At 42.6% G+C, this 23,083-nt stretch carries 19 protein-coding genes; 5 read left to right on the forward strand and 14 right to left on the reverse strand.

All coding sequences use genetic code 11. The features are described 5' to 3' along the window. Positions 1-10 precede the first annotated feature (10 nt). The 8 genes from feoB to BCY91_RS01565 all read right to left on the reverse strand — a co-directional run bounded on the left by feoB (position 11) and on the right by BCY91_RS01565 (position 10,469). Positions 11-2,125: a ferrous iron transport protein B gene (gene feoB / locus BCY91_RS01530; protein WP_120180243.1), complete on the reverse strand. Its 2,115-nt coding sequence runs from the start codon at positions 2,123-2,125 to the stop codon at positions 11-13. An 8-nt stretch (positions 2,126-2,133) separates the two neighbouring features. Next, a complete protein-coding gene (locus tag BCY91_RS01535; RefSeq protein ID WP_120180244.1) occupies positions 2,134-2,349 on the reverse strand; it encodes a FeoA family protein in 216 nt (71 codons plus the stop codon). A gap of 207 nt (positions 2,350-2,556) precedes the next feature. Further along, on the reverse strand, positions 2,557-2,967 hold the full coding sequence (locus tag BCY91_RS01540) for a VanZ family protein (RefSeq protein WP_182995276.1): 411 nt from the start codon (positions 2,965-2,967) through the stop codon (positions 2,557-2,559). A 6-nt stretch (positions 2,968-2,973) separates the two neighbouring features. Continuing rightward, positions 2,974-3,348: a glycine cleavage system protein GcvH gene (gene gcvH, locus BCY91_RS01545; RefSeq protein WP_120180245.1), complete on the reverse strand. Its 375-nt coding sequence runs from the start codon at positions 3,346-3,348 to the stop codon at positions 2,974-2,976. 393 nt (positions 3,349-3,741) lie between these two features. Beyond that, positions 3,742-4,701, reverse strand: a complete 960-nt coding sequence (locus tag BCY91_RS01550; protein ID WP_317124670.1) for a hypothetical protein — start codon at positions 4,699-4,701, stop codon at positions 3,742-3,744. Positions 4,702-4,720: 19 nt separating this feature from the next. Continuing rightward, on the reverse strand, positions 4,721-5,656 hold the full coding sequence (locus BCY91_RS01555; protein WP_120180246.1) for a YihY/virulence factor BrkB family protein: 936 nt from the start codon (positions 5,654-5,656) through the stop codon (positions 4,721-4,723). 175 nt (positions 5,657-5,831) lie between these two features. Continuing rightward, positions 5,832-9,137 (reverse strand): vitamin B12-dependent ribonucleotide reductase, encoded by a 3,306-nt coding sequence (locus tag BCY91_RS01560; protein ID WP_120180247.1) that lies wholly within the window; start codon positions 9,135-9,137, stop codon positions 5,832-5,834. A 297-nt stretch (positions 9,138-9,434) separates the two neighbouring features. After that, positions 9,435-10,469, reverse strand: coding sequence for a LacI family DNA-binding transcriptional regulator (locus tag BCY91_RS01565; protein WP_120180248.1), 1,035 nt, complete (start codon positions 10,467-10,469; stop codon positions 9,435-9,437). A gap of 111 nt (positions 10,470-10,580) precedes the next feature. Between BCY91_RS01565 and BCY91_RS01570 the strand changes: the two genes are divergently transcribed. Together BCY91_RS01570 and xylA are read left to right on the forward strand one after the other, a co-directional pair. Then, positions 10,581-12,056 (forward strand): xylulokinase, encoded by a 1,476-nt coding sequence (locus BCY91_RS01570; RefSeq protein ID WP_120180249.1) that lies wholly within the window; start codon positions 10,581-10,583, stop codon positions 12,054-12,056. A gap of 33 nt (positions 12,057-12,089) precedes the next feature. Then, a complete protein-coding gene (xylA, locus tag BCY91_RS01575) occupies positions 12,090-13,400 on the forward strand; it encodes a xylose isomerase (RefSeq protein ID WP_120180250.1) in 1,311 nt (436 codons plus the stop codon). Between the two features lie 220 nt (positions 13,401-13,620). Here xylA and BCY91_RS01580 read toward each other — a convergent pair whose 3' ends face one another. The 6 genes from BCY91_RS01580 to BCY91_RS01605 form a co-directional block, all read right to left on the reverse strand. Then, positions 13,621-14,205 (reverse strand): 5-formyltetrahydrofolate cyclo-ligase, encoded by a 585-nt coding sequence (locus BCY91_RS01580; protein WP_120180251.1) that lies wholly within the window; start codon positions 14,203-14,205, stop codon positions 13,621-13,623. A 251-nt stretch (positions 14,206-14,456) separates the two neighbouring features. Next, positions 14,457-15,074, reverse strand: a complete 618-nt coding sequence (locus BCY91_RS01585; RefSeq protein WP_120180252.1) for an ABC transporter ATP-binding protein — start codon at positions 15,072-15,074, stop codon at positions 14,457-14,459. Between the two features lie 31 nt (positions 15,075-15,105). Next, complete coding sequence (gene lpxA, locus BCY91_RS01590; protein WP_120180253.1) at positions 15,106-15,888, reverse strand: acyl-ACP--UDP-N-acetylglucosamine O-acyltransferase; 783 nt, start codon at positions 15,886-15,888, stop codon at positions 15,106-15,108. Then, complete coding sequence (locus BCY91_RS01595) at positions 15,889-17,295, reverse strand: bifunctional UDP-3-O-[3-hydroxymyristoyl] N-acetylglucosamine deacetylase/3-hydroxyacyl-ACP dehydratase (RefSeq protein ID WP_120180254.1); 1,407 nt, start codon at positions 17,293-17,295, stop codon at positions 15,889-15,891. A gap of 13 nt (positions 17,296-17,308) precedes the next feature. Continuing rightward, positions 17,309-18,352 (reverse strand): UDP-3-O-(3-hydroxymyristoyl)glucosamine N-acyltransferase, encoded by a 1,044-nt coding sequence (gene lpxD / locus BCY91_RS01600; RefSeq protein WP_120180255.1) that lies wholly within the window; start codon positions 18,350-18,352, stop codon positions 17,309-17,311. A 59-nt stretch (positions 18,353-18,411) separates the two neighbouring features. Beyond that, on the reverse strand, positions 18,412-19,635 hold the full coding sequence (locus tag BCY91_RS01605) for an HD domain-containing protein (protein WP_120180256.1): 1,224 nt from the start codon (positions 19,633-19,635) through the stop codon (positions 18,412-18,414). Positions 19,636-19,730: 95 nt separating this feature from the next. On the opposite strand from BCY91_RS01605, the gene porX reads away from it, so the two are divergent. From porX to BCY91_RS01620, 3 genes are read left to right on the forward strand one after another with little or no spacing between them, the layout of a single operon-like run. Then, the gene (gene porX / locus BCY91_RS01610; RefSeq protein ID WP_120180257.1) at positions 19,731-21,287 is read left to right on the forward strand and encodes a T9SS response regulator signal transducer PorX; all 1,557 of its coding nucleotides are present in this window, start codon (positions 19,731-19,733) and stop codon (positions 21,285-21,287) included. A gap of 9 nt (positions 21,288-21,296) precedes the next feature. After that, the gene (gene tsaE / locus BCY91_RS01615; protein ID WP_120180258.1) at positions 21,297-21,716 is read left to right on the forward strand and encodes a tRNA (adenosine(37)-N6)-threonylcarbamoyltransferase complex ATPase subunit type 1 TsaE; all 420 of its coding nucleotides are present in this window, start codon (positions 21,297-21,299) and stop codon (positions 21,714-21,716) included. 38 nt (positions 21,717-21,754) lie between these two features. Beyond that, a complete protein-coding gene (locus BCY91_RS01620) occupies positions 21,755-22,981 on the forward strand; it encodes an alanine dehydrogenase (RefSeq protein WP_245988972.1) in 1,227 nt (408 codons plus the stop codon). The last annotated feature ends 102 nt before the right edge of the window (positions 22,982-23,083 follow it).

Consider the following 23,083-nt stretch of genomic DNA (forward strand, 5'->3'; position numbering starts at 1 on the left):
TATGCTTGGGTTACGACAGCATTACGTAGGTTAAATAGCTAGCTACGTAAGCTAATACCAGCATATACACAAATTGGATAACAGGCCATTTGATGTGTTTAGTTTCGCGGTAAACCACCGCCATGGTGCTCATACATTGCATGGCAAAAGCGTAAAACATCATCAAAGAAAAAGCAGAAGCAACCGTAAATACCGGCAAACCCGTCTCGGCGTTTTTGGCGTTGGCCATTTTTTCTCGTACCGAATTCATGTCATCGGCATCGCCTTCTACAGAGTATAATGTAGCCATGGTACCTACAAAAACTTCACGTGCAGCAAAAGAAGTTATTAGTGCAATGCCAATTTTCCAATCGAAGCCAAGCGGTTTAATTCCTGGCTCTATCGCTTTACCCGCCAAACCGGCATAAGAGTTTTCCAGCTTTTCCGAGGCTGCCATACGGTCTATTTCTTCCTCGCTGAACTTTTGGGTATAGGCAGGTCCGCTGTATTTTTGTTCAATTTTCTCAAACCTATCTCCCGGCCCGTAACTTGCCATCACCCACAACACGATAGACACCGCAATAATTACTTTTCCGGCTTCGGTAACAAAGGTTTTTACGCTCTCGTACATGGTTAGGCCCACATTGCGCCAGCGTGGCATCCGGTACACCGGCAACTCCATAATAAAATAGCCTTTAAGCTTGCTCTTTAGGATAAACTTCATTACCCAGGCCACCAAAATAGCGGCAACTATACTCATTACATACAAACCCATTAAAGCTAAACCTTGCAACTGGATAAAGCCGAAAACGATTTTATTGGGCACTACCAAAGAGATTAACAAGGTATAGATGGGTAAACGTGCCGAGCAACTTACCAAAGGTGTTACCATGATGGTGATCATCCGTTCTTTCCAGTTTTCGATAGTCCGCGCACTCATGATAGATGGCACGGCGCAAGCTAAACCGCCAATCATGGGCACCACAGATTTGCCGTTTAAGCCCACCTTGCGCATCAGGCGGTCCATCATAAAGGTTACCCGGGCCATGTAGCCGGTATCTTCCAAAACAGAAATAAATGCAAATAACAGTGCAATCTGCGGGATAAACACCATTACGCCGCTAAGGCCGGCCAAAACGCCGTCAATCAGCAAATCTGTTAAGGCGCCGGCAGGTAAATAATCGTGCCCCAGTTTTTCGAGCCAAACAAATAAGGTCTCGATGAGCATCATCGGATACTCTGACCAGGCAAAGATGGATTGGAAAATGGCAAAAAGAATCCCGATAAAAATTACAAAACCCCAAACTTTGTGCGTTAAATAGTGGTCTATTTTATTGCTGATGCTCTCTTCAATAGCAACGGTGGTGTGTTTTACGGTATCTAGCAATACCTCGTTAATAAAGCTGTAACGGGCTATGGTCTCGCTGGCCTGTATTTTTGGCGAGTGGAAACTGTGCTGTTGTAAAACTTCTTGCACTTCTTGGCGCTCGTCTTTGCTTAAATACTTTAAATTGCCGTGTTGGTGGGCTACCTGCAAAGCCACATAAGGGTTGCTGATGTTTAAGCGCGTGGCAACTTCGCTGATAATTTCTGGAGCAAGTGATTTTACCGCGATGGTTGAAGCCTGTAAAGCAGTTTCGCTTTGGAACTGGATGGCTTTTTTAAGATCATCTAAACCCTGCGATTTACGTGCCGCCAAAGCCACCACCTGCACGTTTAGCCTTTTTGCCAAACCATCAATATCAATTTCGATATTGCCTTTTTTCGCCAAGTCTATCATGTTTAGCGCCAAAATAACCGGCAAACCAAGGTCGGCAATTTGGGTAAACAGCAATAAATTTCTTTTAAGGTTGGTAGCATCGGCCACTACCACTACCATATCTGGGTGCGCGCTGTTTTGCTTATCTGCTAAAACCTCGAAAACGATGGTTTCGTCAGCACTTTTAGGATATAAACTATAAGTTCCCGGTAGGTCGATAACTTCGATGGTTTCGCCATCCGCTAGCTTTGTAAACCCTGATTTTTTATCGACGGTAACGCCGGGAAAATTCCCGATTTTTTGGTTTAAACCGGTTAAGGCGTTAAAAATGGTTGATTTTCCGGTATTTGGATTGCCGACTAAAGCAATTCTCTTCTTGTTTTTCAAACCCTTGGCTAAATCAATTCAATGGTAGAGGCTTCTAGCTTGCGTAAAGATAATTGGTATCCTGCAACAGACACGGCAATTGGGTCGCCAAGCGGTGCAATCCGCTCAAGTTTGATACATTCGCCCGGCAAACAGCCCATTTCCATTAATTTTACAGACATTTCTAAATCTGTAAATTCTTTGATAATTCCTTGCTGGCCTATTTGTAGTTGCGATAGTTTCATTGCCTTAATTGAATGATTTGCCACGAAAATAAACCTTATTTAAATCAATTCCAAATAGGCTCGGCGGAATTTAACGTTTTGCTAAAGGCTGGCTAGCAGGAACAGCCTGTTTTGAAAATTTGGGGCAACGGCAACCGCGCTTAAAGATACTGCAGCTGCTAAAGCACATTAGGGTAGCTAGCAAAAAAGAGTAGGCAATAATTTTTTTCATGATCTTAAAGATGTAGTTTTTAGTGATCTAGATTTACGGTGTAAAAGTAAATAACTAAAAACGCCCATTCCCAAACCCAACATGTCCGAGAAAAAATCCCACCATTCGGCAGATCGGTAAGTAAACACTTTCCATTGCAAAATTTCGATGCCACCACCTACGCACACGTTTATAGCTACTATTTTAACGATAGTGAGTAAACGGTATTCGAAGCTGTTTTGTTGCTTAATTTTTCCGTAAAACAACAATACGGTAAGCACAAAGAAAAATCCTAGGTGCACCATTTTGTCAAAACCTTCAAAAAAATGCGAACTTCCGGGCACATCGCTCATCGGGATATCGCACAAAATAAGCACCAGTAAAGCCCACAATATAGCGGGCCACTGAAACTTTAAGGTTCTCAACATAGTAGATTATGCGCCTATTAAAGCTTGGTAGTCATCGGCAGATAAAAGGCCTTCTACACCGCCGCTCAATTGCACTTTCACCATCCAACCGTCGCCGTAAGGATCTTGGTTAACCAACTCTGGACTTGCATCCAGCTGTGGGTTAATTTCTAAAATGGTGCCGGTTAAAGGCATAAATAAATCAGAAACCGTTTTTACAGCTTCCACGGTTCCAAAAACCTCGCCTTCTTTCACTTCTTGGCCCACGGTGTTAATATCCACATAAACAATGTCGCCCAACTCTCTTTGTGCAAAAGATGTGATGCCTACAATTGCATGGTCGCCTTCAATTTTTACCCACTCGTGGTCTTTGGTGTATTTTAATTCAGCCGGAAAATTCATTTTGTAATTTTTTGCTAAAATAAGGCTAAATATTTAGAGCCCGTTTAAAATTTATCTAATAATTTGTTTATGCTTCTTTTCGGCTACAACTTTGTTGTGTTTTTTTGAGGTAGAAGCCCCGCTATCTCTGCAAAAACACGTCTTGTTTCGCTCAAAAATAAGTGATAAACATTTTTACAATATAAATTTAAACAGGCTCTAAGAGCATAAAAATGATTTGCCAAACAAAAGCGCATAAAAAACGCTCCACGTTCCGGAGCGTCTTTCACTGCATTAACACATTACTAAAAAATTTTTCAATTGCAGCGGATTGTGGCTGGCGCCATTTCAAAAACTTTTAGATAAGACGCCGTTTAGCCTGCTTGTGTTACAGCATATTTGCTTTTTTTAATTTTATAGGCGGTAATTTTTATGCAAAACCAAAAAGCTTGCGCGTTCCTCTTTCTTAAACGGAACGTTCCAATTGCCTTGGTAGCTTACTTTTGTAGGTAAAAGCTCTTCATTAAAATAGCTCATTTCAATGTTCATTTGCACATCAAAATCAAAAGCTAAGTTGTTCAATTTCATGTCTATATAACGGCCTAAAATCTGGAAATTCCGCTGGTCAAATATGGTTGTCAACTCTTTAATCATAATGCCATCCTCTGTCCAAGAGCCTAAATCGGGTTTTACGGTTACTTTAAAGCGATAAACCGGAATCGAGTCTAAATACATCCCTTTCGCGAAAGCGTAATCGTAATATTGGCGCATGTTTGGTGTAAAAATTTCTGTTTTGCCAGAAATTAGCGGTATCCCTTTCACTGGCCGCCCCGGAGAAAAAATTAAGGTTTTCAACTTTTCTTTGTAACCATCATTTTTACTTTCGGGCTTTGCGCCGGTATTGGTGTTAGGTGAATAGCCCGACTGATAAGCGCCCATGAATAAATGATCAAACAGGTCCAGGGTTTTAAGCTGATAATCGCCGTTTTTTTTGCGCAGGTTACCGCTGCTGCGCTCTTCTAAAATTTTAAGATGTTGCCCAGCGGGCGAGTGTTGCAGCTTACGCTTGATGCTTCCTGTAATCTTGTTTTTTTTGTTATAGGTGTAAATCTGATTTTCTGCGGTAAAGTGATACTTTTTCATCAGGCGGAAAGCCTCGTAAAAACTGGTATCTGTTACAATCTGATGGATAAAATCTTCTACATCCAAACCGGCTTTACCTACCTTTACCACGGCATCTTGCTCTAGTTTAAAGGTAAGTACCGTATCCGGATTAAACCTTGGGATTTGCTGGGCGTAAGGTTTTTGCACAGCGCCCAACATCGCGAAAGCGAATACCACAAAAGCCACGGCGCAGAAAACTGTTTTTTTCATCTGCCACGAAGGTAAGTATTTAGCTTAAATCAACGCTATCGCTTCGGTGCTGGGTTTCTACTTGGCGGATAGCCACCGCGTGTTTGGAAGGTTGGATGTAGTCGCCGCGTATTTTTGCGTGTGCCCAGGTAAACTCGGCACCAAAAAACAATATGGCGGCCGAATAATAGACCCAAACCGCGATGACCACAACAGTACCGGCAGCGCCGTAAATATCGCCCACGGCGGCGTATTGGATGTACAGGCCAATTAAATATTTGCCCAGCATAAACAGCAAAGCGGTAAAAAATGCACCTGATCTTATCTGGCGCCAGCTAATCTCTACATCCGGCAGTACTTTGTAAATGATGCCGAAAAGCACCATCAATACAATAAAGGTGATCCCCAGGTTAATCACATCGATGAAAATCAAAGTAAAATCGGGCAGGTATTTAGACAGCATATCGCTAAAAACCAACACCAAGCTGTTGATAAGCAGAGAGACGATGAGGATAAAGCCAAGGCTGGCAATCATGGACAAGGATAACACGCGGTTAATGAGCAGTTTAACCCACCCTTTTTTGGGTACGGCTTTTACGCGCCAAATGGTATTAATGGAATCTTGTATCTCAACAAAAATACCCGATGCTCCTATAACCAAAGTGACAATACCGGTAACAATAGCCACGGTTCCTTTACCAGAAAGCTCGAGTTTTTGCAACGTATTTTGGATGAAAATTGCTGCATCATTGCCAACAAAATCGTTTATTTGCGAAAATACCTTTCCCTGCAAAGCCTCTTGTCCATAAAAAAGCCCACCTACGGATAGCAGCACAATCAACATCGGCGCAAGCGAAAAAATAGTATAATAAGCTAAGGAAGCGCTTAGTTTTAAACCCTTATCGTCCATAAAGGCGCTAAAAGTTTCTTTTAAAATTTTTGGATAATCTCTGAAGGTAAGTTTCTTGTTCTGCATAGTTCCTGATTTTCGAAATGCCGTTGTGAGGCTCTTGTCGGGTATAAAACCTGCATTTAATGTGCCATTATTGGGAGCGTTTACTTTAATATTTAAAACGGCGGACGGCAGAAACAAAAAAGTCCCGCGGTGTATTATCCGCAGGACTTTTAGTGATAGTTTGTATTGTTGCTTCTTAAGAACAGCCCATAGACGTTCCGCAGTTAAGGCATTTATAGCAAGTGCCAGAGCGGATGGTGGTATGCCCACAACTGCTACAAGCCGGCGCATCTGACTGTGCCCCCATAGATAAATCTACCGATTGGCCTTTTATAGTTGCCTGTACGCTAAGCGCCTCTTTTACCGGTTTAGGTGCATAAACATTTGTGGCATCGGTATTTACATCTGTATCTTGCATGCTGGGGTTTTCGGTAACTACATTTTGCTCTGTAATTACATGAACCAAATCTGTGCGGTTCAAATAATCGTAACCTAACATCCGGAAAATATAATCGATGATGGAGGTTGCCGATTTGATATTGGCATGGCCAGATACCATTCCGGCAGGTTCAAAACGGGTGAAAGTGAATTTCTCCACATACTCTTCAAGCGGCACGCCGTACTGTAAACCAACAGAAACCGCAATGGCAAAACAGTTCATCAGAGAGCGGAAGGTTGCGCCTTCCTTGTGCATGTCCACAAAAATTTCGCCTAAAGTTCCGTCGGCATATTCGCCTGTGCGCACAAAAACGGTTTGTCCATCGATACTCGCTTTTTGGGTAAAGCCTCTGCGTTTTGCAGGCATTACTTTTTTCTGCACCACGCGGGATAACTGGCGCATAAAGTGTGTATCGTCCGATTTTTGTAATATCGCGGTAGCGGCTTCTAACACCTGTTCTGGCGTTAAGTCGCTCAATTTAAGTTCTGCGGCCTTGCCTAAAACCTCGTCAACCGTATCTAATTTATCTTCTTTTTGGTCAGATTTGGTAGATAAAGGCTGAGACAGTTTACAACCATCGCGGTAAAGCGCGTTTGCTTTTAAGCCCAGCTTCCAAGATAGCTCGTAGCTTTCTTTAATTTCTTCCACCTTAGCCTCGTTTGGCAGGTTAATGGTTTTAGAAATTGCACCCGATAAAAACGGCTGTGCTGCCGCCATCATTTTGATGTGGCCGTGCGCGTGGATGTAACGTACGCCTTTTGCACCGTTTTTATTTGCGCAGTCAAATATCGGGTAGTGCTCTTCTTTAAGGTACGGAGCGCCCTCAATGGTCATGGTGCCGCAAACATATTCGTTAGCTTCGGCAATTTGCGTACGGCTAAAGCCTAAAGCACGTAACACGTTAAAATCTGGCGCATTGTATTGCTCGGCTTTAAAGCCTAAGCGTTTTAAACAATCTTCGCCCAAAGTCCACACGTTAAAAGCGAAGCCAATTTCAAAAGCAGAAACAATGGCTTTGTCCAGTTTTTCCAGATCCGCTTCCGTAAAACCCTTTGCCCTTAAGCTGTCTGGGTTAATGTGAGGAGCGTTTTTAATAGAAGCCGCACCTTTTGCATAGTTTACAATAGCCTCAATTTCTTCTTCGTTGTATTTCAAGTTTCTTAAGGCCGCGGGTACAGCTTGGTTAATAATTTTGAAATAACCGCCACCAGATAACTTTTTGAATTTCACCAAAGCAAAATCAGGTTCAATACCGGTTGTGTCGCAATCCATCACTAAACCGATAGTGCCTGTTGGGGCGATAACGGTGGTTTGCGCATTGCGATAACCGTGTTTTTCGCCCATTTCCACTGCTTTATCCCACGCGTTACATGCGGCAGAAAGCAAATAATCCGGACACACTTTTTGGTCAATTCCCGGAGGCAAAATCTCTATACCTTCATAATTATCTGTTGCGTTGTAGGCCGCGTAACGGTGGTTGCGCATTACCCGTAACATACTGTCTTTGTTATCTTGGTAACGGCTAAAGGTACCCAACTCGCGCGCCATCTCTGCTGACGTTGCATAAGCGGTACCCGTCATAATCGCGGTAATGGCGCCACCTATTGCGCGTGCTTTTTCGCTATCATAAGGGATGCCGGCCACCATTAACATGGAGCCTAGGTTGGCATAGCCTAAACCTAAAGTACGGTAGTCATAAGAAAGTTGTGCTACTTCTTTTGACGGGAACTGCGCCATTAACACAGAAATCTCCAACACGGTTGTCCATAAACGGCAGGTATGTTCAAAACCTTTAACATCAAAAATTAAAGTTTCTAAATCAAAGAAGTGGCGCAGGTTAATGGATGCTAGGTTGCAAGCGGTATTGTCCAAAAACATATACTCGCTACATGGGTTAGAGGCGTTAATTCTGCCGCCAGCCGGGCAGGTGTGCCACTCGTTAATGGTGGTGTCAAACTGTACGCCAGGGTCAGCGCAAGCCCAAGCTGCAAAAGCGATATCGTCCCAAAGTTTATTGGCGCTGATGGTTTTCATCCGGCGGCCATCGCTACGGGCGGTTAAATCCCAGCCGCTACCGTCTTCTAATGCTTTGAAAAACGTGTTTGGAATGCGTACAGAGTTATTAGAGTTTTGGCCCGATACCGTGCGGTAAGCTTCACCTTCGTAGTCAGAAGCGTAACCCGCAGCAATTAAAGCAGCTACTTTCTTCTCTTCCTCCACTTTCCAGTTTACAAAACTTTCTATTTCGGGGTGGTCCAGATCCAGGCAAACCATTTTAGCTGCACGGCGGGTAGTACCGCCAGATTTGATTGCGCCAGCGGCGCGGTCGCCAATTTTTAGAAAGGACATTAAGCCCGAGGAGTAACCGCCACCACTCAATTTTTCGTTTTCGCCACGTATGCGCGAGAAGTTGGTGCCCACGCCCGAGCCATATTTAAAAATACGTGCTTCGCGCACCCATAAATCCATAATACCGCCTTCATTTACCAAATCATCTTCTACAGACAAAATGAAACAAGCGTGCGGTTGTGGCCTTTCGTATGCGGAGGTTGATTTCTCGAGTTTTTCTGTTGTTGGATCAACATAATAGTGCCCCTGCGGACCGCCGGTAATTCCGTAAGAAGAGTGTAGGCCGGTATTAAACCATTGAGGCGAGTTAGGCGCGGCCAATTGGCCAATAATTGTGTACACCAGCTCATCGTAAAAAACTTGGGCGTCTTTTGCGCTGGCGAAATAGCCGTAACGCTCGCCCCACAGCTTCCAGCAATTTGCCAAACGGTGGGCAACTTGTTTAATGCTTTTTTCCGATCCGGTGCTTCCGTCGGCCTGCGGTACACCCGCTTTTCTAAAGTATTTTTGTGCTAAAATGTCTGTAGCCACTTGGGACCAGCTGTGCGGCACTTCTACATCGTTCATCTCAAAAACCGCATCGCCCGATGGGTTCCTGATTACCGACGATCGTTTATCATAATCAAAAAGGTCGTAAACGCTTTTGCCGTCTTTGCTAAAATAGCGTTCAAATTTTAGGCCTTTAGCCGTTTTGGTTGTAGAAGCTTTTGCCATAGCTATGTCTATTTTATGTTGATGGATGATTAATTCCGAAAATTAAAAGGGTTTTTCATCAAATTTATCATCCTTAATAAAATTTAAGAAGTGCAGTTTTCCACAGCTGATTTATAAACGTTGACTCAGCAAAGGGAAACGCAACTATCAAGCTGTTAAGCAGGGTTTTAAGGTGTGGATAAGTAAAAATTTATAGCTGTTTCTGCAAATTTTCATTACAAGCCGGCTTTTTTAATTTAAAACAGAATGGAGCGCCCCAAAAGGCTAAAGGCAGAAATTATATCCGATTTTAGGAAATTAAATTCCGTTTCGGAGGGTGGAACCGCGGATAATCAGTTTTGGACGGATGGACACGATTTTGTTGGTCTCGCTACTTGCTGTCTTAGAAAGCTTCTGGAAATAGAGGTTGGCCACGTTTTTTCCAATTTCTTTACTAAACTGATCAATGGTGGTTATAGATGGCTGCGTAATTTCTGTGAAAGCCTCGTTAGAAAAACCGATGATGCCCAGCTCTTGTGGCACTTTTAATCCCCGGGCTTGCGCAACATCTAATACGCCCAAAGCCGCAAAGTCAGATGTAGAGGCAAAAATAGCGTCTGGCGGTTGCGGTAAAGCCAATAGTTTTTCTGTAGCGGCGGCGCCCAGTTCGCGGGTCCAGGCGTTTTCAACAATAAGCTCGGGTAATAAAGAAAGGCCATGTTTGGCTAGGGCGCTTAAATAGCCTTTTTTCCGTTGCCTAAAGATATTGAGGTTTTGCGGACCTTCTAGTAAAGCAATGCGCCTGTAGCCTTGCGTCAACAGGTGCTCAACAGCTTCAAAAGAGGCTTCTTCATTGCCACAAAGCACTTTAAAAGTGTCTAACTCATCGTCTACACGGTCAAACTGGATTAATTTTATCTGATGTTCTCCAACTGATTTTAGATGTTCATTGTCTTCAAAATCGGCGCTTATGGATAAAAATATAGCGCTAACATGCTGGTTAATTAAAGTATCCACGCATTTTATTTCGCGCTGGTACGATTCATTGGATTGGCAAATGATCAGGTTATAGCCTTTTTGATAAGTAACCTCTTCAATACCGGCAATTACATTAGAAAAAAAGTTTTGATTAATACGCGGAACCACCACGCCAATGGTGCGGTTTTCACCTTTGCGCAGGTTAGATGCTATACTGTTTTGGCGATAGTTGAGCTCTTTAGCTGTTTTTAAAATCAGCTCCTTGGTTTTTTCGCTCACATTGCTGCTGCCATTTAAGGCTCTGGAAACCGATGAGGCATTGAGGTTTAGCTTTTTAGCAATGTCGTAAATCGTGGTTCTTTTCTGGTTTTCCATACCGGATGCAATATGTAAAAAAGAATTTTAAGCAATCGATTGCAAGTTCTGAAAAAATAATTACATTTGATTTTTTATTGCCCGATATAGTATAAATCTTAAATTTTATATATGCTTTTATTAGGGATTGATGTTGGGACATCGTCTATCAAAGTTTCTGTGGTTGATGCGCAAAACGGCCAAAACGTAGCCAGCGCAAGCTATCCTGATAAAGAAACAGAAATTATTGCCAAAAAAGCCGGTTGGGCCGAGCAGTCGCCAGACCTATGGTGGCACAACGTGCAACAGGCTATTTTAAAGTGCAATGCCAGCGGTAAATATAAGCCCAAAGACATTGCCGCAATTGGTATTGCTTATCAAATGCACGGTTTGGTGTTGGTAAACCAGCAGGCGCAAAGCGTAAGAAATAGCATCATTTGGTGCGATAGCCGCGCGGTTGATATTGGCAACAAGGCTTTTGAAGATTTAGGAAAAGAGTTTTGTTTGGCGCACTACCTCAACTCTCCAGGAAACTTCACCGCCTCTAAATTAGCTTGGGTAAAACAAAACGAGCCCGAAGTGTTTGAAACGGTGCAACAGATGATGTTGCCCGGAGATTTTATAGCTTTGAAGTTAACCGGCGAAGCCACTACTTCGGTTTCCGCATTATCTGAAGGGGTTTTGTGGGATTTTGAAGAAGGGACAGTTTCTTACGAATTGCTAAAATATTACGGCATCCCAGAAAGTTTCATCCCTAAGATAAAGCCTGTTTTTGCTACACACGGTTTGTTGGATAAAGAAGTTGCGCAAAAACTTGGCCTGCAAGAAGGCGTTGCGGTGAGTTATAAAGCCGGTGACCAGCCCAACAATGCACTATCTTTAAACGTTACCGAACCGGGCGAAGTAGCATCTACTGCAGGTACGTCGGGCGTAATTTACGGCGTTACCGATCAGCTGCTGTACGATCCGCAATCTCGTGTAAACACTTTTGCGCATGTTAGTCACTCGGCGCAAGCGAAAAGATTAGGCGTTTTATTGTGCATTAATGGGACCGGAAGTTTAAACCGCTGGACAAAAAGTATTGCCGGCGACGCGCTTTCCTATACAGAAATTAACCAATTGGCCGCGGGCGTGGCCGAAGGAAGTGAAGGCTTAAGCATTTTACCTTTTGGCAACGGTGCCGAGCGGATGCTGAATAATAAATTGATAGGCGCGCAATTCAGCAATATCGATTTTAACATCCACACGCAAGCGCATCTTTTCCGCGCGGCGCAAGAAGGCATCGCTTTCGCTTTCCGCTACGGCTTTGATATCCTTAAAGAAAATGGGATGCAGGCATCGGTGATTAAAGCGGGCAAGGCCAACCTTTTTTTAAGTGATGTTTTTGCACAAAGTTTTGTCAACATCACCGGCGTACCGGTGGAGCTTTACAATAACGACGGTAGCCACGGCGCGGCTATAGGCGCGGGAATTGGCGCAGGCATTTTTGCTTCTGCCGCCGATGCTTTTGCAAGCACCAAGCCTTTACAGCTGATTGAACCTCAAAAAAACAACTTGGAAGAGGCTTACGAAAGCTGGAAAAACTTATTGAAAAAACAACTTTCTTAAACATACAGCATACAACAATTTAAAAAATACATTATGGCAGAATTCTTTAAAGGAATAGAGAAAATCAAATTTGAAGGCTTGGAGAGCGATAATCCCTTGGCTTTTAGATGGTACGATGAAAACCGCGTGGTTGCCGGCAAAACCATGAAAGAGCATTTCCGCTTTGCGGGAGCTTATTGGCACTCTTTCAACGGTAATGGCGCCGATCCGTTTGGCGGGCCTACGCATATTTTTCCTTGGGATGCAAAAAGCGACGTGATTGAGCGCGCGAAAGACAAAATGGACGCGGCATTTGAGTTTTTAACCAAAATGAATTTGCCTTTTTACTGTTTCCACGATGTGGACGTGGTAGATTATGGCGATAACGTGGCCGAAAATGAGCGTCGTTTGCAAACTTTGGTAGAATATGCCAAGCAAAAGCAAGCAGAAACAGGCATTAAACTGTTATGGGGAACGGCAAACTTGTTTTCGCACAAGCGTTACATGAACGGTGCATCCACCAATCCGGATTTCCACGTTTTGGCACACGGAGCGGCGCAGGTTAAAGCAGCTTTAGATGCAACCATCGCTTTGGGCGGAGAAAATTATGTGTTTTGGGGCGGCAGAGAGGGCTACATGTCTTTGTTGAATACCGATATGAAGCGCGAGCAAGAGCATTTTGCGAAGTTTTTACATGCTGCCAAAGATTATGCACGTAAAAATGGTTTTAAAGGGAGTTTCTTTATCGAGCCTAAGCCTTGCGAGCCATCTAAACATCAGTATGATTATGATGCGGCAACTGTGTTAGGTTTCTTGCAGAAATTTGATTTGTTGGATGATTTTCAGCTGAATTTAGAGGTTAACCACGCTACCTTGGCGGGGCATACTTTCCAACACGAATTACAGGTAGCCGTAGATGCCGGAAAATTGGGTTCTATTGACGCTAACCGCGGCGATTACCAAAACGGCTGGGATACAGACCAATTCCCTAACGACATTAACGAACTTACCGAAGCCATGCTAATTATTTTAGAGGGTGGCGGTTTGCAAGGCGGTGGCGTTAACTTTGATGCAAAAATCAGAAGAAACTCTACAGATCAAGCAGATTTATTTTACGCGCATGTTGGCGGTATGGATTTATTTGCCCGTGCTTTAATTACGGCAGACAACATCTTGCAAAAATCTGACTACAAAAAAATCAGAGCGGAGCGCTATGCTTCTTTTGATAGCGGAAAAGGTAAAGAATTTGAAAACGGAAAATTGAGTTTAGAAGACTTAAGAAACTATGCTGCAGAAAATGGTGAACCTAAAACCATTAGTGGCAGACAAGAGTTCTTAGAGAACTTGGTGAATAGGTATATTTAATCTCTAGATATCTTTAATGTGAAGCCCTTGGATTGTAAAAATTCAAGGGTTTTTTTATCTAGGGCTTTAACCTTGATCAAACTTGCGAAGTTTTTAAAACTTCGCAAGTTTTTTTAGACTATCGCTTTTATAAATAAAACTGGAGCTATCTGCCGGAAGTGATGAAAAGGCCTGCTTTCGAGAGGGTCTGCTTCCTAAATGTTCTACAACCAACCTTTTCTCAATTCAAGTTGCCAAAAAAATAGGTGTGCGTTGGGGTTATACAATGGCTTAGCAGAACGTCTTGCTCATGGGTGTTAAATATCTTTTCAATCGGTTCAAAAAGAGAAACGCCTATTTTTAAAACGTCGGGCCGGCAACGTTCCAAAAAACGGTCGTAAAAGCCGCCACCGTAACCAACCCGGTGACCTAGTAAATCAAAGGTGAGTAAAGGGATAATTACCGCGTCAATTTGCTGAGGTTCTAGCAGTTCACCATATAAAGGTTCCGGAATTTGATGTTTGTTTTTTGCCAGCACCGTAGTTTCCGGATCAAATAAAACAGCATCCATTTGGCGTGTTTTGTAGTGGCAGCGTGGTACTGCCAGCTTCATATGGGCCTGCTCTGTTTTAAAGTAGTTGATAAACTCAAAAGTGTCTACCTCTTTTCGCTCAACTATTGGTAAAAAAAGGTGCAGCACTTTTACCCGCGACCAATTGAACTGTTGCAGTTTCGTCAATAGCTCATCGTTCAATCGCCAAAAATCACTTTTTGAGAGTTGCTGGCGTTGCAAAAGGACTTTTTCCCGGAGTTGTTGTTTTTCCAAATTGAAATAAGTAGGACGTAAAGATATAAAAGTTTGAAAAACAGCCTAAAATAAAAACGGCCTCGACTGGGAAGAAGAGACCGTTTTATCAACCTAAACCTATATGAAAAAAACTATTGTTTTCTGTTTTTAAAAACCCGAAGCGCGTAGCTTCCCGGTTTGTTCTACAAAAGTATACTTAATTTTTAATAGCAGAGAAGAAACGGCCGCTTGTAACCACATTGTTATATATGGCAATGTGTGCGGAAACGCTATTTGTAGTTAGCAATATGAAGCCTGTTTGGGCAAAATTCGTATTCGTGGCTTTGGTTAGAACACACCAGCACTAAACGGTCTTTTGTGAAGGTGTTTACTAAATCCAAATACCAATCAACCCCTTGCTGGTCAAGGTTTGAGGTTGGTTCGTCCAAAAGCAACATCGCCGTATCCGAACAAAAAGCCAGCGCCAGTTTTACGCGCTGTTTCATGCCCGATGAAAAGTATTTTAATTGTTTATTGGCGTTGCTTTGCATATTTAACAAGGCCAATAAATCAGGATTTGAGATGTTGTTTAAGCGTTTTTTAAATCGAAAGTGAAAATCTAGCACTTCGGAAAGCGTAAAATCTTCAATCAACTCTAAATAAGGCGCCGCTATGGCAAGGTGTGCAAAAATAGCTTCCACCGCTATTTCTTTTTGAAGATGCGTATAAGCAATTTTGCCTTCAGATTGGCCCAGGGCGCCGGAGATAATTTGTAACAAAGTAGATTTTCCCGAACCGTTTATCCCTAAAATTGCGTAAGGTTCGCCAGCTTTAAATGTATAATCGATATTCCGGAAAATCCACTCGCGGTTAAAGCGCCGGCCGATATTGGACAAAGTGATTTCCATTTGGTTTGCGGATGACGCTGCTATTTTTATGTTATGATGTGCCGAAGCTTTTCATTACCCCGCGGTTAGAGTTTCGGATGAAATTGATGATTTCGTCCCGCTCTTCCGTAGGCTTAAAATCGGCCTCGATAATGTCCAATGCTTTAGTCACATTGTTATTTTTAACAAAAAGCACACGGTATATTTCTTGTATCTCGTTAATTTTCTCGGAAGAAAAACCTCTTCTGCGCAAGCCCACCGAGTTGATGCCCGTATAAGACAGAGGCTCGCGAGCTACCTTTACGTAAGGAGGAATGTCTTTACGTACCAAAGAACCGCCTGTTACAAAAGCGTGCGAACCCACCTTACAAAACTGATGGATGGCTACCATTCCGGCCAAAACCACATTGTCGCCAATGGTGATGTGCCCGGCCAAAGTGGTGTTGTTAGAGAAAATGCAGTTATCGCCAACTTCGCAATCGTGCGCAACGTGGCAATAAGCCATTAACAAACAGTTGTTGCCTACACGGGTTTCCCACTTATCGTTGGTGCCGCGGTTAATGGTTACGTATTCTCTGATGGTGGTATTGTCGCCAATTACTGCGGTGGTTTGCTCGCCGGCATATTTTAAATCTTGCGGAATAGCGGAAATAACGGCTCCAGGGAAAATGCGGCAGTTTTTACCAATGCGCGCACCGTCCATAATGGTTACGTTAGAACCAATCCATGTGCCTTCGCCAATTTCCACGTCTTTGTGGATAACGGCAAAAGGATCTATCACTACGCTATTGGCAATTTTTGCTTGCGGGTGAATGTAGGCTAAGGGTTGTATCATTTAATTTTCGCTTTCTTTATGTCTGGTAATCTGCGCCATCATTTCGGCTTCTACAACTATTTTTTCTCCAACCATGCCTACGCCCTTCATTTGCGCAATACCGCGGCGGATAGGTTCCATCAAATCACAACGGAAAACGATGGTATCGCCAGGTAACACCTGTGCCCTAAACCTTACGTTGTCAATTTTAAGGAAATAAGTTAAATAATTTTGCGGATCCGGAACGGTGCTTAAAACTAAAATACCGCCTGTTTGTGCCATAGCCTCAATTTGTATTACTCCAGGCAATACCGGCGCACCCGGGAAATGCCCTTTGAAAAACTCCTCGTTCATGGTCACGTTTTTTACGCCCACCACATAAGTTTTTGTTAGTTCCAGAATTTTGTCGATGAATAAAAAGGGCTGCCTGTGCGGCAAAATATTCATGATATCCACAATATCATATAAAGGTTTGGCGCCGGCATCGTATAAATGCTGTACCTTCTTTTTGCGGTCTTTTTTTATGGCCGCTTTAATTTTTTTAGCAAAGGCAACGTTTGCGGCATGGCCAGGCCTAGCGGCCATTACATGGCCTTTGATGGGCGTACCAATGAGCGCCAAATCGCCAATAATGTCAAGCAATTTGTGGCGCGCAGGCTCGTTTTGGTAACGCAGCTCAATATTGTTTAAGATACCTTCGCGCGCTACTTTGATATCATTACGATTGAAAGCTTTTGCCAGCTCTGCCAGTTCGGCATCGCTGATTTCATGGTCTACAATAACGATGGCGTTATTAATGTCGCCGCCTTTAATTAGGTTGTGCTTTAAGAGCATCTCCAGCTCGTGCAAAAACACAAAAGTGCGGCATGAGGCAATCTCGTCTTTAAAATCGCTGATTGAGGTAATGGTAGAATGCTGGCTGCCTAAAACCGGCGAGTTATAATCCACCATGCAGGTAAAGCGGTAATCGTCTAAAGGCATTACTACCATTTCTACCTTACGGTCGTCCTCAGAGTAATGGATATTATGCGGAATGTGATAATACTCTCTTTCGGCATCTTGTTCTTTAAACCCAGCTTTCTCTAAGGCATTCACAAACTCTATTGCACTGCCGTCTAAAATAGGTACTTCTACACCGTCTAACTCAATCATCACATTGTCCACTTCGCATCCTACCAAAGCCGCCAAAACATGTTCTGTTGTGCTTACGCTGGCTCCGTTTGCCGTTAAAGTGGTACTTCTAGAAGTATCAGAAACGTTATCTACATCTGCATCAATTACAGGCTGGCCGGGCAAATCCACGCGTTTAAATTTATAGCCGTGGTGCTCTGGCGCAGGTTTAAAAGTTAAAGTTACGTTTGCGCCGGTGTGTAAGCCTACGCCCGAAACACTAATTTCTGATTTAATTGTTCTTTGCCTAAGATTCATGTGCTGGAATAATTTAAGCGTTGTTAGCCCTTAGTTCATCTAAAGCCTTTTGCAACTCCTGAATTTTGCGTTCAATATCGGGTAATCTTTGTATCACTACCTGCGAGCGCATGTAGTTTTGATAATTGGTTGCTGGTGCGCCCCCAAATTTTTTGCCTTCTTCTTCAATGGATTTGTTAATACCCGATTTTGCTTGCACCTGTGTGCCTTTAGCCACCACAATATGCCCTACAATACCTACCTGACCACCAATTATACAGCTTTCGCCGATTTTAGAGCTGCCAGAAACGCCGGTTTGCGATGCGATAACCGTGTTTTTACCGATTTCGGCGTTGTGTGCAATCTGGATCAAATTATCCAGTTTTACTCCTTTGCGGATAATGGTTGAGCCCATGGTAGCCCGGTCTATACAGGTGTTTGCGCCAACTTCAACATCATCTTCAATAATCACATTGCCTATTTGGCTTATCTTGTGATAAGAGCCGTCTGCTTGTGGCGCAAAACCGAAACCGTCGCTCCCGATAACGGCACTGCCATGTATAATTACACGGTCGCCAATTACGCAGTCATGGTAAATTTTGCTGCCCGAGTACAAGGTGGTTTCAGCACCTATCTGCACGGCATCGCCTATATAACATTGCGGGTATATTTTGGTGTTATCGCCAATTACGGCATTGGCACCAATGTAGGCGAAAGCGCCTATGTACACATTTTTGCCAATTTTAGCGCTGGGGTCAATAAAGCTGGGCTGCTCTATACCGCTTTTGTGCAGTTTTAAGCTGTTGTATTTTTCCAGTAAAACAGAAAAGCTGCTGTAAGCGTTATCTACGCGGATTAAGGTTGGTTTAACAGGTTTTTCTAATACCAAATCATTGTTCACAATTACCACAGAAGCATCGGTAGTGTAGAGGAACGGTTCGTACTTTGGGTTTGCAAGAAAAGACAGCGCCCCCTCCGTTGCTTCCTCTATTTTTGCCAACTGAAAAACCTTTACATCTGCATTGCCTTCTAAGGTTCCGTTCAGTAATAAGCAAATCTCATTTGCGGTAAATTGCATGCTCCAAAATTAACTGTTAATATTAAACGAACAAATTGTTATTTAAATAAGCATTTATTCTATAAAAATTTAGTATAGCAAAGGATGTTTTTGGTAACCGTGGTAGATAAAGCCTCTAAATTTGCATTGTCTGATGCCACAGCAATATCCTGCAAAGAACCGTCTTTCATTAAAATATTGATGCTTCCGTTGCCTGTTTTATAGGCCATATTGTTAATGCTGCTGGTAAACACAAAATATTTTAGCTCGCTTTCGCGGATGTTTAAATTTTGCAAAGCCTCTAATTTCAAGCGGTTAAATTTCTCCTCATCTACTGCGCCACTGCTAATCTCTACCTTGTATAAATTGCGTTCGATGAGGTTTTTGCATAAGGTTTTTAAAATAAAATCAGGATGTTTTTGCCATACTTTTACAGAGGCCATTACATCATGGTCATCTAGCTGAGAAAACAGTTGCAAGGGTTTTTTATTGCGGCGGAAGCTTGCTTCGGATACATCCTGATATAAAAAATGGCTTAAAGCCGGCGTAGCAAACAGCTCCACACCTTTTAAGGCTAATTCTTTAGCGCGCTCCAATATTTTTACCAATAGCTGTTCTGCCGCTATAACAGTTTTGTGTAAATACACCTGCCAATACATTAAACGGCGGGCAATCAAAAACTTCTCTATCGAGTAAATGCCTTTTTCTTCTACCGCGATGTTGCCGTTTTTGATATTAAGCAATTTGATAATCCGGTCCGAGCTTACCATGCCCTCTGTTACCCCGCTAAAAAAACTATCGCGGTTAAGGTAATCCAAACGGTCTAAATCCAGCTGGCCTGATATCAATTGATGTAAAAAAGCTTTTTGGTATTGGTTGTTGAATATGGCAAGTGCCAAATCCAGTTTTCCGTTAAATTCCTCGTTTAAATTGTCCATCAGCAATTTGCTGATACGCTCGTGCGATACGCCGGTGACCAAGGTATGCTCTAAAGCGTGCGAAAAAGGACCGTGCCCAATATCGTGAAGTAAAATAGCAATGCAACTGGCTTCGGCCTCGGCCTCGGTAATTGGGTGGCCTTTGCTTTGCAAATGCTCTATGGCCAACTGCATTAAATGCATCGCGCCAAGCGCATGATGAAAACGGGTATGCAAAGCGCCGGGATAAACCAAGTGCGTCATCCCCAACTGTTTAATATACCGCAGACGCTGAAAATAAGGATGCTCTATTAAATCAAAAATTAACGGGCTTTTAATGCTGATGAAACCATAAACAGGATCGTTAACTATTTTATTCTTATTCAAGCCGATAGGTCTAAGGCACAAAAATTGTTAGTTTTATCGCCGGGTTAAAAAACGTTACAAATATCCAAATAATCATTTAAATAGATTTAAAATATATGCAATTAGCAAATATACTGTGGGCGGATGATGAGATTGATTTGCTGAAACCACACATCCTTTTTTTAAACGAAAAAGGTTACCATATAGAAACTGCCACTAACGGGCGCGATGCGCTGGATGTTTTTAAAAGCCAAGATTTTGATATTGTTTTTTTAGACGAAAATATGCCGGGGCTTACAGGTTTAGAGACCTTAACGGGGATTAAAACCGCTAATCCCGAGGTTCCGGTGGTGATGATTACCAAAAGCGAAGAAGAGTATTTGATGGAAGACGCCATCGGGTTTAAGATAGATGATTACCTGATAAAACCGGTAAACCCTAAACAAATACTGCTCACCATAAAAAAACTTACCGATAATAAACGTCTGGTGAGCGAAAAAACATCTATGGCTTACCAGCAAGATTTTAGGCAGCTGGGCATGGTGCTTAATGATAATTTAAGCTACCAAGAATGGGTTGAGGTTTACCGTAAATTGATATTTTGGGAGCTGGAGTTAGAGAAACTGGATGATGCCGGGATGCACGAAATATTGACTTTGCAAAAAGCTGAGGCCAATGCGCAGTTCTCTAAATTTGTGGAGAAGAATTACCTGGATTGGATAAAAAACCAGGACAAAGCGCCGATGTTTTCTCATCAATTGCTAAAAAAGAAGGTTTTCCCCAGCTTGAGCGAGCAAACGCCTACCTTTTTTATTTTGATAGATAACCTGCGTTACGATCAGTGGAAAATCATCAATCCAATCATTAGCGAGTATTTTAGGTTAGAGGAAGAAGATATTTATTTCAGCATTTTGCCTACCGCCACGCAGTACGCGCGTAACGCCATTTTTGCAGGTCTGATGCCCTCTGAGATGGAAAAACGTTTTCCGCAGTTATGGCAGAATGATGAGGACGAAGGCGGTAAAAACCTGCATGAAGACAAATTTTTAGAAGATAACGTGAAAAGGTCTTTGCGTAAAGACATCAGATTCTCGTACCATAAAATCTTAAATCAAGATCAAGGAAAAGAATTAAATGATAACCTCCACAGCCTGCTGAAAAATGATTTTAACGCCATAGTTTACAACTTTGTGGATATGCTGTCGCACGCCCGTACAGATATGCAGATGATTAAAGAACTGGCCAATGATGATGCGGCATATCGTTCTATTACTTTGTCGTGGTTTGAGCATTCGCCACTGTTGGATTTAATAAAGCGTTTGGCGCAAAAGAAAGTGCGTTTAATGATTACTACGGACCATGGCACCATCCGCGTTAAAAAACCAAGCAAGGTTATCGGCGACCGTAATACCAACTCTAACCTGCGCTATAAGCAAGGCAAAAACTTAGATTACAACCCTAAAGAAGTTTTTTTGGTGAAAAACCCGGCAGAAGCCATGTTGCCACGCCTCCACGTAAGCTCTAGCTATATTTTTGCAAAAGAAGACAGCTACTTTGTTTACCAAAATAACTATAACCAGTTTGTAAATTATTTCAACGAAACTTTCCAACACGGCGGTATTTCTATGGAAGAAATGATTATTCCATTTGTTACCTATAAAAACAAGTTTTAGATTTAAACAATGGAATTAAATGTGGAAGGGCTAGATGATTTGCCGCGCGTTGCCGACGATATATTACAAATAGCAGAAGACCAAAAGATATTTATGTTTTACGGGCAGATGGGTGCCGGTAAAACCACCTTAATTAATACATTATGCGAAAAGCTGGGCACTAGGGATAAAACCTCGAGCCCAACTTTTTCTATCGTAAACGAATACACTTTAGAAGATGGCAGTATTTTCCATTTTGATTTTTACCGTTTAAAAAACCAAACCGAAGCCATGGATTTTGGTTACGAGGATTATTTTTATTCGGGAAATTACTGTTTTATAGAGTGGCCCGAGAAAATCCCGGATTTATGGCCAGATAATTTTGTGAAAATAAGTATTGAAGTGCTAGGTGAAAATAAAAGGCGCATTAGTGTTGAAAAGGTGATGTAATTCCATAAGCAAGATTTAGGGTGTAAATAAAAATTAGGATGAAAAAAACGATGATGGGATGTTTTTCTGAAGTGGCGCAACAGGCAATGATGCAGCCGCAAGAGGCGCTTGAGCAAGTTAAGCCCAAGAAAAACAAGCTGTATATCGGTATCCCTAAAGAAACATCGTACCAAGAAAACCGCATTGCTTTAACCCCACTTTCAGTTGCTTTGCTGGTGAACAGCGGCCATCAGGTGGTAATAGAGAGTAATGCTGGCGCCGCCGCTAATTTTGACGATATTAAATACAGCGAGCAAGGCGCTAAAATTGTGTACGATGTAAAAGAAGTTTACGAAGCCGACATCATCATCAAAATTGCCCCACCAACTTTAGAGGAAATAGAACTGATGAAACACAACCAGATTCTGTTTTCTGCCCTACAAACCGCCACCTTAAAAAAAGAACATCTTAGCGCTTTAATGAACAAAAAAATTACGGCGCTAGCTTTTGAATATTTACGGGATGAAGGCAATGTGCTGAGCGTGGTAAGGGCCATGAGCGAGATTGTGGGCGCTACTTCTGTTTTAATTGCGGCAGAATATGTAAGCAATGTTTTTGGCGGCAAGGGATTAATGTTGGGCGGCGTAACGGGCGTTCCACCTACAGAAATTGTGATTTTAGGAGCCGGCACCGTGGGCGAATATGCCGCGCGTACCGCCATTGCTTTAGGTGCCGAGGTAAAGGTGTTCGACTCCTCATTGTTCCGTTTGCGCCGCTTGCAAAACAACATCGGTTCCAGGGTTTTCACCTCCGTTATCCAGCCTTTGGTGCTAGAAAAAGCCATTACCACTTGCGATGTGGTGATCGGCGCCATACGTGCGCAGCACGGCCGCAGCCCCTGCGTGGTTAGCGAAGAAACGGTGGCTAAAATGAAACCTAACTCGGTGATTATCGACGTAAGTATCGACCAAGGTGGTTGCTTTGAAACCTCGGAAGTTACCAACCATAAAAACCCGGTTTTCCGCAAGTATGATGTCATCCATTATTGCGTGCCTAATATCGCATCGCGCGTAAGCAGAACGGCAACTTATGCCTTAACCAATATCTTTACCCCTATTTTAATTGATATTGGCGATATGGGCGGTATTATGGAACTTATTTGGGCAAAAGCCGGCGTAAGAAATGCGGTTTATATTTACCAAGGCGCCATGACCAACAAAGACTTGGCGCAACGTTACGGTTTTGCGCATAAAGATTTGAATTTATTGGTGGTTAGTAAGCATTAAAGTAAAGATGCTAGTCATTAGCATGTTTCTAAATCATCCCAAATAAAATAGTTAAAGGATTATGCCATAAAAAAATCCCGGCTGTTAAAACCGGGATTTCTT

Source organism: Pelobium manganitolerans (assembly GCF_003609575.1).
GTDB classification, from domain to species: domain Bacteria; phylum Bacteroidota; class Bacteroidia; order Sphingobacteriales; family Sphingobacteriaceae; genus Pseudopedobacter; species Pseudopedobacter manganitolerans.